Annotated in this window: 7 protein-coding genes; 6 read left to right on the plus strand and 1 reads right to left on the minus strand. The window is 70.4% G+C overall.

What is annotated here, in order from left to right:
- Window positions 1-46 precede the first annotated feature (46 nt).
- Window positions 47-1,879 (plus strand): phospholipase C, encoded by a 1,833-nt coding sequence (locus HMPREF9336_RS16100; RefSeq protein WP_007468847.1) that lies wholly within the window; start codon window positions 47-49, stop codon window positions 1,877-1,879.
- 51 nt (window positions 1,880-1,930) lie between these two features.
- Complete coding sequence (locus HMPREF9336_RS16105; RefSeq protein WP_007468848.1) at window positions 1,931-3,178, plus strand: MFS transporter; 1,248 nt, start codon at window positions 1,931-1,933, stop codon at window positions 3,176-3,178.
- A gap of 9 nt (window positions 3,179-3,187) precedes the next feature.
- On the opposite strand, the gene HMPREF9336_RS16110 is transcribed toward HMPREF9336_RS16105, so the two are convergent.
- Window positions 3,188-3,538, minus strand: coding sequence for a hypothetical protein (locus HMPREF9336_RS16110; RefSeq protein WP_007468849.1), 351 nt, complete (start codon window positions 3,536-3,538; stop codon window positions 3,188-3,190).
- Window positions 3,539-3,751: 213 nt separating this feature from the next.
- Between HMPREF9336_RS16110 and aspS the strand changes: the two genes are divergently transcribed.
- The 4 genes from aspS to HMPREF9336_RS16130 are packed head-to-tail and all read left to right on the plus strand — an operon-like array spanning window position 3,752 to window position 12,471.
- Complete coding sequence (gene aspS, locus HMPREF9336_RS16115) at window positions 3,752-5,551, plus strand: aspartate--tRNA ligase (RefSeq protein ID WP_007468850.1); 1,800 nt, start codon at window positions 3,752-3,754, stop codon at window positions 5,549-5,551.
- A gap of 7 nt (window positions 5,552-5,558) precedes the next feature.
- Entirely contained in the window at window positions 5,559-8,906 is a 3,348-nt protein-coding gene (locus HMPREF9336_RS16120; RefSeq protein WP_007468851.1) for a transglutaminase family protein, read from the plus strand.
- Between the two features lie 11 nt (window positions 8,907-8,917).
- Window positions 8,918-11,587, plus strand: coding sequence for a circularly permuted type 2 ATP-grasp protein (locus tag HMPREF9336_RS16125; RefSeq protein ID WP_007468852.1), 2,670 nt, complete (start codon window positions 8,918-8,920; stop codon window positions 11,585-11,587).
- Window positions 11,578-12,471, plus strand: coding sequence for a transglutaminase family protein (locus HMPREF9336_RS16130; RefSeq protein WP_007468853.1), 894 nt, complete (start codon window positions 11,578-11,580; stop codon window positions 12,469-12,471). The genes HMPREF9336_RS16125 and HMPREF9336_RS16130 overlap by 10 nt, the downstream gene beginning before the upstream one ends.
- Window positions 12,472-12,546 lie beyond the last annotated feature (75 nt).

A 12,546-nucleotide genomic window follows, 5' to 3' on the forward strand; every position in this document is an offset into this window, starting at 1 on the left:
GGTGCTGTTACAGTGGCGCCACATCGACGGAAGGTAGGAGAAAGAGATGAGACTTCTGCGCATCGCGCTCGCGTCGGCTTTGGCGTTCGCGCTGTCCCTGGCTCCGACTGCCTCCGCGGCGGGGGCGACGGCGACGCCGATCAAGCACTTGGTGGTGATTTTCCCGGAGAACATCTCCTTCGACCACTATTTCGCGACCTACCCGCACGCGGCGAACATCGACGGGGAGACGTTGCAGGGCTCCGGCGAGCGGGCTCCGAAGTTCGTGGCCGACCCGGCGACTCCGGCGGACGTCGCGACCCTTGAGCACGACGGCCTGCTGGGGGAGGCGAACCCGAACGCCCAGAAGCCGTTCCGGCTCTCCCCGGAGCAGGCGCTGACGTGCGATCAGAACCACGAGTACGACGCGGAGCAGCGCGCCGCGAACGGCGGGAAGATGGACAAGTCCTTCGAGACCGCGAGCAAAGACAAGTGCTCGAGCAAGAGCAAGAACATGTTCGAGCGCCGGGGTTTGAACATGGGCTACTTCGACGGGAACACCGTGGCCGCCCTGTGGAACTACGCCCAGCACTACGCGTTGAACGACAACAGCTTCAGCTCCGTGTTCGGCCCGTCCACGCCGGGGCATGTGAACCTCGTCGCGGGCACCACGTACGGGATCCGCTCCTTCGACCCCGCGACCGGGCAGCCGACCGCGAAGCCGGACAGGTTCGTGAAGGCCCCGAACGCAGAGGGAGTCGGCACGATGGTGGACGACCCGGACCCGGCGTTCGACGACTGCTCGAACCGCAACGACCGCTCCACGGACGACAACCTCGCGGGCTTCGTCCCCGGGACGAGGACCGTCGGCGACCAGCTCGGGGAGAAGGGGGTCAGCTGGGGCTGGTTCCAGGCGGGCTTCCGCCCGTCGAGCCGCGACGGGGACCGGGCGATCTGCAAGACGGGGCACAAGAACGTCGGCAAGAACGCGGCGGACGACTACTCCGCGCACCACCAGCCTTTCCAATACTTCCCGCAGACCGCGAACCCGCACCACCTGCCGCCGAAGTCCCCCGAGGAGATCGGGCACGACGGCCAGGCGAACCACCAGTACGACATGGCGGACTTCCAAGAGGCGCTGTCGCGGGGCGCGCTGCCAGCCGTGAGCTTCCTCAAGCCGCCGCAGTACCAGGACGGCCACGCGGGCTACTCGGACCCGATCGACGAGGGCCGTTTCATCGCCCATTGGGTCAACGCGGTCCAGCAGTCCCCGGCGTGGAAAGACACCGCGATCATCATCGCGTACGACGACTCCGACGGCTGGTACGACCATAAGGCCCCGGTCCTGCTGAACGGGTCGGACAACCCCGCCGCCTACGAGGACGACCCCGGCGCGGACGACACGTGGTGCCGCGACTTCGCGGCCGCGCACCCGCCGCTGGCCGGGCAGCAGGCACGTTGCGGCCCCGGCACCCGCCAGCCGCTCCTGGTGATCTCGCCGTACGCGAAGCGCAACTTCGTGGACCACACCTACACCGAGCAGACCTCCGTCACGAAGTTCATCCAGGACAACTGGGGCCTCGGGCGGCTCGGCGGGGCGAGCTTCGACGAGCGGGCGGGGCGGTTGGACGCGATGTTCGACTTCGCGGCCCCGCCCCGGACCGACCGGCTCTTGCTGCGCGAGGACACCGGCGCGGTGGCGACGGACGGCGATCTGCACGCGTCACCGGACAAGGCGTTCGTGAATCCGACGAAGGGCACGGCGCACCGCCCCGGCGTGGCGGTCGCCGCTCCATGGTGGTCGCAGACCTGGGCGCTCTTCGGCGGCACGGTGCTGGCCGTGCTCGTGGTCGGCGGCGGCGGGGCGCTGCTGCTCGCCCGTCGCCGGGGCGACGGGTGATCTGCCGCATATTCATCGGATGACTTGGGCTCGGTTCGGTACAGTGACCGAGTGATCGAGGAAGGCACCAAGGACCGGATCGGGGATGGCGCGCGCCTGGAGCCCGAGGGCCAGGGGCTGTCCACCGGGCTCGTGCTCCTGCTCAGCGTCACGGCGGCGGCCTCCGTTGCCGGGTTGTACTACGCGCAGCCGCTGTTGAGCGTGATCGCCGACCGGCTCCACGTCTCGGTCGGCGCGGCGGGGCTGCTGGTCACCGGTTCGCAAGTCGGCTACGCGGTCGGCTTGTTGTTCATCGTGCCGCTCGGCGACTTGGTGAGTTCGAAAAAGGCGTTGACCGGGCTGGTCGCCCTTTCGTCGCTGGTGCTCTGCGCGGCAGGCTCGGCGCAGAGCTTCTCGTTGTTGTGCGCGGCCTTGGTCCTCGTCGGCGTCGCTGCCTCGGCGGCGATGCTGGCGGTGCCGCTCGCCGCGCATTTGGCGACGGCGGGGCGCCGAGGCCAAGCCACCGGCACCGTGATGTCGGGCCTTTTGCTCGGGATTCTGCTCGCGCGGACGGCGAGCGGCGCGATAGCGGACCTTTTCGGCTCGTGGCGCGCGGCGTTCTTCATCGCGGCGGCGTTGTCGCTCGTGCTCGCGACGGTCTTGTGGCGTTCGATCCCCGAGACGGGTCCGTCGGCGGAGGGGCCGTACAGCGCGCTTTTGCGTTCGGTCGGGCAGTTGGTCCGCTCGTCGCCGCTCCTGCGCCGACGGATGGCGCTTGGCTTTTTGACGATGGCCGGATTCAGCGAGCTGTGGACCAGCATCGCGTTCCTCTTGGCGGGCGACGGAGGGACGCGCTACCACTACGGCGAAGCGGTGATCGGATTGTTCGGCCTTGCCGGGGCGGCAGGGGCGTTCGGCGCTCCGGTGATCGGCAGAATCGCGGACCGGGGCAGGGGCGTGCTGGTCGCGACTGTCGCGTGGCTCTTCGTCCTCGCGGGTTGGCCGCTCTTGGCGTGGGGGTCGTCCTCGCTCGCCGGACTCATCGTCGGCCTTGTCGTGTTCGACCTCGGCGTCCAAATGGTGCACCTGTCCAACCAGCACGCGATCTACCACAAGCACGCCGCCGCGCGCAGCAGGGCGACCTCCGCGTACATGGTGCCGTACTTCCTCGGCGGGATGACGGGCTCGGCGGTGTCCGGATTCCTCTATCAGAGCGCGGGCTGGGCGGGCGTGTGCCTCGCCGGGGCCGGCTCCGCCGCAGCCGGCCTGGCCTTGCGGCTGTGGACCAACTGGGCGGAGCGGGCGGCCCCCGGCGAATGAGCCTCGGGCTCAGTGGCGGTGGCGCCAGTCGTCGTGCTTGTCCCAGCCTCGGTGCCTGCCGTTGTCGTGGCGCCAGCCGGGGCCGTCGTGGTAGCGGTGCCAGTCGTCGCCGTCCCACGCCCGGTCGCCGTTCCACCAACGGTTTCCGTCCCACCAGCGGTGGTGGTCGGTGTCGACGCAGCCCCGGACGAACCCGAGGGGGCCGGTGACGCACACGTCCGACTTGAGCGGTCCGATGTGCTCGGCGGCGGGCTGCGCGGTCGCCGCGCCTGCCATCGCGAGCGGGGCAGTGATGGCTCCGGCCAGCAGGGCGGCCTTGCCGAGCGAGCGCGCCTTGTCTCTGGCGAATCTCTTGTTCATGTCGAACCTCCGACTTCGTGTCGATAAATCTCTGCCACGAAAAGATTAGCCCTATGAAACCAATTTCCCTAGGGCTGAGCGGGGATGTACAGCAAATTGCCAGCTATTGCCAGTGGTCTCACAGCAACGCGGGCCAGCTGGCCCAAGTCGGTTGCGTCGGGCGCGAGCGAACCCGTAAAGTGCCACCGGAAACGAAGAAGGAAGAGGTGGCGCGTGCGCACGCATTTGGCCGGTGAACTGCGGGAAAGCCATATCGGGACCGATGTGGCGCTCACTGGTTGGGTCTCCCGCCGCCGAGACCACGGCGGGGTGATCTTCGTGGACTTGCGGGACAAGTCCGGTCTGGCGCAGGTCGTGTTCCGCGACGGCGACGTGCTCGAGCGCGCGCACGCCCTGCGCGCGGAGTACTGCCTGAAGATCAACGGCGTCGTCGACCGTCGGCCCGAAGGCAGCGAGAACCCCGCGCTGGGCTCCGGGGCCGTCGAAGTCGGGGTCACCAGTTTCGAGGTGCTCTCCGAGTCCGCCCCGCTGCCGTTCCCGCTGGACGAGCCCTCGGGGGAGGAGACCCGGTTCCACTACCGCTACCTCGACCTGCGCAGGCCGGAGGCGGCGCAGATCCTGCGGCTGCGCTCCACGGTCAACGCCGCCGCCCGCCAGACCCTCCTTGACCAGGGCTTCATCGAGGTGGAGACGCCGACGCTCACCAGGTCCACCCCCGAAGGGGCGCGGGACTTCATCGTCCCCGCGCGTCTGAAGCCCGGCAACTGGTACGCCCTGCCGCAGAGCCCGCAGCTGTTCAAGCAGCTCCTCATGGTCGGCGGCGTCGAGCGGTACTTCCAGCTCGCCCGCTGCTACCGCGACGAGGACTTCCGCGCCGACCGCCAGCCCGAGTTCACGCAGCTGGACCTTGAGATGAGCTTCGTCACCCAGGACGACGTGATCGCGCTCGCCGAAGACGTCGTCGCGGCCGTCTGGGGCCTGTTGGGCGAGGAGCCGCAGCTGCCGCTGCCCCGGATCACCTACGAGGAGGCGATGCGCAGGTACGGCTCGGACAAGCCGGATTTGCGCTTCGGGGTGGAGCTGGTGGACTGCACCGAATACTTCAAGGACACCCCGTTCCGGGTCTTCCAGGCCGAGCACGTCGGCGCGGTGGTCATGCCGGGCGGGGCGGACCAGCCGCGCCGGACGTTGGACGGCTGGCAGGATTGGGCCCGTCAGCGCGGCGCGAAAGGCCTCGCCTACGTGCTGATCGGCGATGACGGCGAACTGTCCGGCCCGGTGTCGAAGAACCTCTCGGAAGCCGAGCGCGATGGCCTGGCCGCGCATGTCGGCGCGCGGCCAGGCGACTGCGTCTTCTTCGCGGCAGGCGACGCGAAGAGCGCCAGGAGCCTGCTCGGCGCGGCCCGATGCGAGATCGCCGCGCGGCTCGGCCTGATCGCCGATGGCCCGAAATGGGCGTTCGCCTGGGTGGTGGACTTCCCGCTCCTCGAGCCCGCCGCGCAGGCGAAGGCCGCGGGCGACGTCGCGGTCGGGGAGGGCGCGTGGACGGCGGTGCACCACGCGTTCACCGCGCCGACTGAGGAAAGCTTGGCTACTCTAGAGGCGGACCCCGGCTCCGCGCTCTCCCAAGCGTACGACCTGGTCTGCAATGGGCATGAGATCGGTGGCGGCAGCATCCGCATCCACCGCAGGGAAGTGCAGGAGCGCGTGTTGAAGCTTATGGGATTCGACGAGGACCGGGCGCAGGCCGCCTTCGGGTTCCTCCTCGACGCCTTCGCCTACGGCGCGCCCCCGCACGGCGGCATGGCGTTCGGCTGGGACCGGATCACCGCGCTGCTCGCGGGGGTCGACTCGATCCGCGAGGTGATCGCGTTCCCCAAGTCCGGCGGCGGACAAGACCCGTTGACCGGGGCCCCCGGCCCCATCACCCCAGCCCAGCGCGCCGAGACCGGCGTCGATTCCCGCCCGCCGGCGGCAGCGGCGCAGCCAAGTCCCGAGCCAACGAAGAAGTAGAAGGACGATGGGGATCAAGGTCGCTCTCGAACACCACACGAGCTATCACTTCGACCGGCAGACCGCCGTCTACCCGCACGTGGTCCGGCTCCGGCCCGCTCCCCATACCCGCACCAAGATCGAGGCGTACTCGCTGACCGTCCACCCCGGCCAGCACTTCTTGAACTGGCAGCAGGACCCGTTCGGCAACTTCCTGGCCCGCGCGGTGTTCCCGGAGCGGGCGGACGGGATCTCGTTCACCGTCTCGCTCGTCGCCGACCTCACCCCGATCAACCCCTTCGAGTTCTTCGTGGAGGATTACGCGGAGCACTTCGGTTTCACCTACCCGAAGGTGCTCGCGGCCTCGCTTTCCCCGTACCGGCGGCGGGTGAACGACGCGGACGCGGGCTCCGGCCCCGGCGAGCTCGTCCAAGCCTTCGTGAAGCGGTTCGCGAGCCCTGGGCGCATCAGGACCATCGAGCACCTCTCGGCGATCAACGCCGCGCTGAGCGAGGAGATCGGCTACAGCGTCCGGATGGAGGCCGGGGTGCAGACTCCCGAGCACACGCTGCGCAGCAAGATCGGTTCCTGCCGGGATTCGGGTTGGCTCCTGGTCTCGGTCCTGCGCGAGCTGGGCTACGCGGCCAGGTTCGTCTCCGGCTACCTCGTGCAGCTCACCGCCGACCTGCCCGCGCTGGACGGCCCGTCCGGGCCGACTGCGGACTTCACCGACCTGCACGCCTGGACCGAGGTCTTCCTCCCCGGCGCGGGCTGGGTCGGCCTGGACCCGACCTCCGGGCTGTTCGCCGCGGAAGGGCACATCCCGCTCGCGGCGGCCCCCGAGCCCGCGCTCGCGGCCCCGATCGAGGGGGCGACGGACAAATGCGAGGTCTCCTTCGAGTTCTCGAACACGGTCCGGCGCATCCACGAGGATCCGAGGGTCACCCTCCCGTACACGGACGAGCAATGGAAGTCCGTGTACGAGCTGGGGCTCGCCGTCGACCAGCGGCTGAAAGACGAGGACGTGCGGCTGACGATGGGCGGCGAGCCGACGTTCGTCTCCGTGGACGACCGCGTCTCGCCGGAATGGACCACGGCGGCGGACGGGCCGCACAAGCGGGAGCGGGCCGAAGAGCTCGCCCGGCGCGTGCGCGACCACCTCGCGCAGGGCGCGCTGCTCTCGCACACCCAGGGCAAGTGGTATCCGGGGGAGGAGCTGCCGAGGTGGAACATCGGCCTGCATTGGCGGACGGACGGGGAGCCGGTGTGGTCGGACGCGTCGCTGCTCGCCAAGCCGTGGGAGCCCGCGCCCCGCGCGATCGACCCCGAGGAGTCCGCGAAGCTGGCCGAGCAGTTCGCCCAGCGCCTCGCCGCGCAGCTCGGGCTCGCCGCAGAGGCCGCCCAAGCCGCGTACGAGGACCCGCTCGCGCAGTTGCAACGGGCGCTGAGCCTCCCGGAGGGGGATCCGTCTGACCTTGCGCTCGACCTCGGCCCCGACGTCGACTCGCCGGAGGCCAGGGCGAAGCTCGTCGAGATCCTCAACGCCAGGGCGAGCCTGCCGGCCGCGTACGTCATGCCGCTCGAGCCGTCGTGGGACGGGAACGGCTGGGCGAGCGCGGTGTGGAAGACCCGACGGGGCCGGATCGTCCTCGCCGAAGGGGATTCGCCCGCGGGCCTGCGCCTGCCGCTCGACTCGGTCGGCTGGTCCCCGGCGGCGCAGTTCCCGCCCGCCGACCCCACGGTGAAGCGGCCCAAGCTGCCCAAGCCGGAAGAGCGCGAGCCGCGCCCGCAGTCCTCCGAGCCGCCGCCCCCCGCGAGCCTGTCCGGAGCCTCCACCACGGCCTTGGTGGCCGAGGTCCGCAACGGGCATCTGCACGTCTTCCTGCCGCCGCTGCCGACCGCCGAGGCGTACGTCGACCTCGTCGGAGCCGTGGAGGGCACCGCCCGCGAGCTTGGCGTCCCGGTCGTGCTGGAAGGGTACGACCCGCCGTCGGACGCCCGCCTGAAGTTCATGTCGATCACCCCGGACCCCGGCGTCATCGAGGTGAACGTCCCCCCGGTGGGCAGCTTCGAGGAGCAGACCGAGCTGCTGGAGAGCCTCTACGAGCAGGCCCGCCTCGCCCGGCTGTCCACCGAGTCTTTCGACTTCGACGGCACGCACACCGGCACGGGCGGCGGCAACCACATCACGGTCGGCGGCTCGACCCCGAGCGACTCGCCGCTCCTGCGCCGTCCTGACTTGTTGGTGTCCCTGCTGACGTACTGGCAGCGCCACCCTGCTCTCTCCTACCTCTTCTCCGGGCGGTTCGTCGGACCGACCTCGCAGGCCCCAAGGGCGGACGAGGGGCGGCCCGAGTCGCTCTACGAGATGGAGGTCGCCTTCGCCGAGCTCGACAGGATCGCGCGGTCCGGCGACTTCCAGCCCTGGCAAGTGGACCGGGCGCTGCGCCACCTGCTCACGGACCTGACCGGCAACACCCACCGTGCGGAGTTCTGCATCGACAAGCTCTACAGCCCGGACTCCACCCGAGGCCGCCTTGGCCTGTTGGAGCTGCGCGGCTTCGAGATGCCGCCGCATCCGAAGATGGCCCTCGTGCAGTCCTTGCTGGTGCGCTCCCTCGTCGCGAAGTTCTGGGAACAGCCGCTGCGCGCGCCGCTGACCCGGCACGGCTCCGCCTTGCACGGGCGCTACCTCCTGCCGCACTACACCATCGCGGACGCGGCGGAGATCGTTTCGGACCTGCGCAGCTCGGGCATCGAGTTCCAGCAGTCCTGGCTGGAGCCGTTCACCGAGTTCCGCTTCCCCCGGATCGGCTCGGTGGTCGTCGGCGGGGCCGAGCTGGAGCTTCGGACGGCCATCGAGCCGTGGCACGTCCTCGGCGAGGAGGCGACCGGGAGCGGCACCGCGCGGTACGTGGACTCCTCGGTGGAGCGCCTGCAGATCAAGCTCGTCGGAGCCGACCCCGGTCGCTTCATCGCCACCTGCAACGGCATCCCCGTCCCTTTGCGACAGACGGAGAAAGAGGACGTCCAGGTCGCAGGGGTCCGCTATCGGGCCTGGCAGCCGCCGAGCGCGCTGCACCCGACGATCACTGTCGACTCGCCGCTGAGATTCGAGCTGATCGACCGCTACTCCGGGCATTCGCTCGGCGGGGCGACCTACCACGTGGTGCACCCCGGCGGCATCGCCTACGACGACCCGCCTGTGAACTCTGCCACCGCGCAGTCGCGCCGGATCGGCAGGTTCGAGCCGATGAGCATCACTCCTGGAGCCGTCGACCTGGGCAAAATCGCGGAGATCGCCGCTCGGATAGCCGTCGACACCGGGGCACCGGGCATCCTGGACATGCGCAGAGCACGGACGGTGCTCCGGTAAATTCGACCAACATGAGTCCGACCGGCTTGGGGCCGCAAGCGCAACAAGTTTTGTTCGGGGAAGCTTCGGAGGGATACGACGAGCTGACCGACGACGAGGGGCAGCCGCGTGCCCATTGGTCGGAGCTGATCGCCTCGCTCGCGCCGCTGGGGCCGGCGGGCCTGGAGCGGATGCGCGCCAGGGTGGCCCGCCAAGTCGACAACGACGGCATCACCTACAACCCGGTGGGCGCGCCCGCCCTCTCGACCGCGCGGGGCGGGCCGGGGGCCGAGAAACAGGCCCCGGTCCACGGCGGACCTGCGCCGTGGCCGCTGGACCCGGTCCCGCTGGTGGTGTCCGCGCAGGACTGGGCCGTGCTGGAGGAGGGCCTCGCCCAACGCGCAAGGCTCTTCGTCGCGCTGCTCGCAGACCTCTACGGGCCGCAGCGGATCCTGGAGCAGGGCGTCCTCCCGCCGGAACTCGTGTTCGCGCACCGGGGCTACCTGCGCATGGCGTTGCAGGCCCCGTCGCCGGAGAAGCCGGTGTTTTTGCACGCGGTGGAGCTGGGCCGGGGGCCGTCCGGCGAATTCGTCGTCCACGCCGACCGCACGCAGGCTCCTTCGGGCATCGGGTACGCCGTCGCGGGACGACGGGTGCTGATGCGCACCGCGCCCGGCGTGTTCCAGGCGGTCGGCCCCCGCTCGCTCGGGCCGTTCGTCCAGGAGCTGAGGCTCGCGCTGATCGAGGCGGCCCCGGCGGGGGCTGAGGATCCGACGGTCGTGGTGCTCTCGCCCGGCGTCGGGTCGGAGACCGCGTTCGACCAGGCGCACCTCGCGCTCATCATGGGCTTCCCCCTCGTCCAGGCCGCGGACCTGATGGTCCGCGAGGGCAAGGTGTGGATGCGCTCGTTGGGGACGCTCAAACGCGTCGACGTGATCCTGCGCCGGGTCGACTCGCAGTACGTCGACCCGCTGGATCTGCGCCCAGACTCACAGCTCGGCGTCCCCGGCCTGGTGGAAGCGGCGAACCGGGGCACGGTGACCGTGGTCAACTCCATCGGCTCCGGCGTGCTGGAGAACCCCGCGCTCGCGGTGTTCCTCCCGCAGCTCGCGCGGGCGCTCTTGGACGAGGAGCTTCTTTTGGACAGCGCCGCCGTGCTGTGGGGCGGGCGACCGACCGACCGGGCGAAGCTCGCCGAGGACTGCGCCGAACTCGTCATCCGGGACGTGGTGACCGGGGCCGCGCAGCCCGGCGCGGCGTTGTCCGCCGAGGGCCGCGAGAAGTTCGCGAGGCAGTTGGCCGCCGAGCCGTGGCGCTGGGTCGGCCAGCTGCCGATGGGCTTGGGCTCCGCCCCGGTGATCCCCGACTCCAGAGGCTCGGAGGCCGAAGACGGGCCGACGTTGTTGGAAGGTGCCCCGGTGCTGCTCCGGTGCTTCACCGTGGCGCACGGCAACCGCCAGGTGGTGCTGCCCGGCGGGCTCGGCCAGGTCATGGCGCGGGGCAAGGTCCAGGGCTTGCCGGTCTCCACCGCGACGAAAGACATCTGGGTGGCCCAGCCCGCGACAGGGGCCGCGCGCGGGAAACAGCAGTCCGAGCAGGGCGCGCGGGTGGTGGCGATGGACGTGCCGCAGCCCAGCCCGCCGGAGGCCCGCGCGGATGAGACGGTCACCTCCCCGCGCGTGCTCGCCGACCTGTTCTGGATCGGGCGGTACGGGGAGCGGGCCGAGGCGCTGGCCAGGCTGCTCATCGTGATCCGCGAGCGGCTGCAGGAGCAGCGCTCGTCCAGCGGCCCCGACGTGCCGTTCGCCGAGCCGCTGCAGTCGTTGTTCGGTGCGGTGCCGCAGGTGACCGCCGGACCGGAGTATGGAGCCGAGATCGGCGTGGAGTTCGGGCTGCGGGAGCTGCGGTCCTTCACCTTCGACCGGGAGCGCTCTGGTTCGCTCGCCCAGTCCGTCGACCGGCTCGGCAACGCGGCGCAAGGGGTGCGGGACCAGTTGTCAGTGGACACCTGGATGGTCCTCGCCGACCTCGAACGCGCTTTGGAGCAGCCACTGCAGCAGAGTTCGCAGATCTCGTGGGCGGACGAGATCGTGCAGCTGTCGATCGCGCAGTCCCAGGTCCTCGCGGGCATGCTCGCCCTCTCGGGCCTCGCGGCGGAGTCGATGGTGCACGATCCCGGCTGGCGGCTGATGGACATCGGCAAGCGCATCGAGCGGGCGTTGCAGCTGACCGCGTTGGTGCGGGCCACGCTGGTGAAACAGTACGAGCCCGACGTGGAGCGCCCGCTGACCGAGGCGGTGCTCTCCTCGGTGGAGTCCGCCGTGATCTATCGGCGCAGGCATCATCTGCGCGTCCGGGTGAGCACCGTCGCCGAGCTGCTCTTCTTCGACGTCGACAATCCCCGCTCGCTGCTCTACCAGCTCGAAGCGCTGCGCCGGAACCTGATGGCGCTGCCGGACGCGGCCCGCTCCACCCGGGCCGAGCACGCGTTGGAGTCCCTGTTCAGCCTGTTGCGGCGAATCGAGCCGGACGAGCTGGAGCGGGTTTCCCCCGAGGGGGAGCGCGCGGCGCTGGCCCAGTGGCTGACCGCCGTGCACACCGGGCTCGGGGATCTCGCGACGGTGATCGAGCGCTCGCGGCTCACCCCGCCGAGCCAGATGCGCCCGCTGTGGGCCGGGTCGAAGGAGCAGTCATGGAATTGACCCGCGAACCGGGGGAGCGGCTGTACCAGGTGGTCCACCGCACCGTGTACGAGTACGACGACGATGTGACCTCGTCCTACGGGCGGGGCTTTTTGTGCCCGAGGGAGTTCTCGGGCCAGCGAAGGCTCTCGCACGCCGTGACGGTGTACCCCACCCCGGAGGACCAGTCCACCGGGGTGGACGCCTTCGGCAACCACGACCTGTACTTCCACGTCACCGAGACCCATCGCAGGCTCGTCGTCGACGCCGCCTCCCAGGTCGCCGTCCGCGCCGAATGCTCCGACTGGGCGGACTGGGACGACCGGGCGGAATGGGAGGACGTGCGCCTCCGCCTCGCGCAGGAGCCCCTCGCCCAGCAGTACGTCCTCGACCTGGACCCCCCGGAGATCACTGACGAGGTGCTGGACTGGGCCGCGCCCATCTTCGCGCCGCGCAGGCCCCTGATCGACGTGGTCGCCGAGCTGACGCACCGCATCAACACCGAGCTGCGCTACACGCAGGGCTCGACGACGGTGAGCACTAAAGTCGCCTCCGCGCTGGCCCAGCGCTCCGGGGTGTGCCAGGACTTCGCCCGCCTCGCCGTCGCCTGCCTGCGCGGACACGGGTTGGCGGCCAGGTACGTCTCGGGCTACTTGCTCACCAACCCGCCGCCGGGGCAGCCCAAGCTGGTGGGGGCCGACGCGACGCACGCGTGGGCCGCCGTGAGCTTCGGGCGGGGCAGATGGCTCGCCTTCGACCCGACGAACGACAAGCTCGTGAACGACGAGTACGTCACCTGCGCCTGGGGCAGGGACTACGCGGACGTGCCGCCGCTGCGCGGCGTGATCTACTCGGAGGCCAAGAGCAGCACCATCGGGGTCTCCGTCGACGTGGCGGAGCTGTAGGCGCGAGCGCCGCGGAAGGAGGACGGCGATGGCGGGGGAGACGGGTCCGCGTGTTCTTCATGGCGCGGATAACCG

Source organism: Segniliparus rugosus ATCC BAA-974, assembly GCF_000185725.2.
In the GTDB taxonomy this organism is placed as follows: Bacteria; Actinomycetota; Actinomycetes; order Mycobacteriales; family Mycobacteriaceae; genus Segniliparus; species Segniliparus rugosus.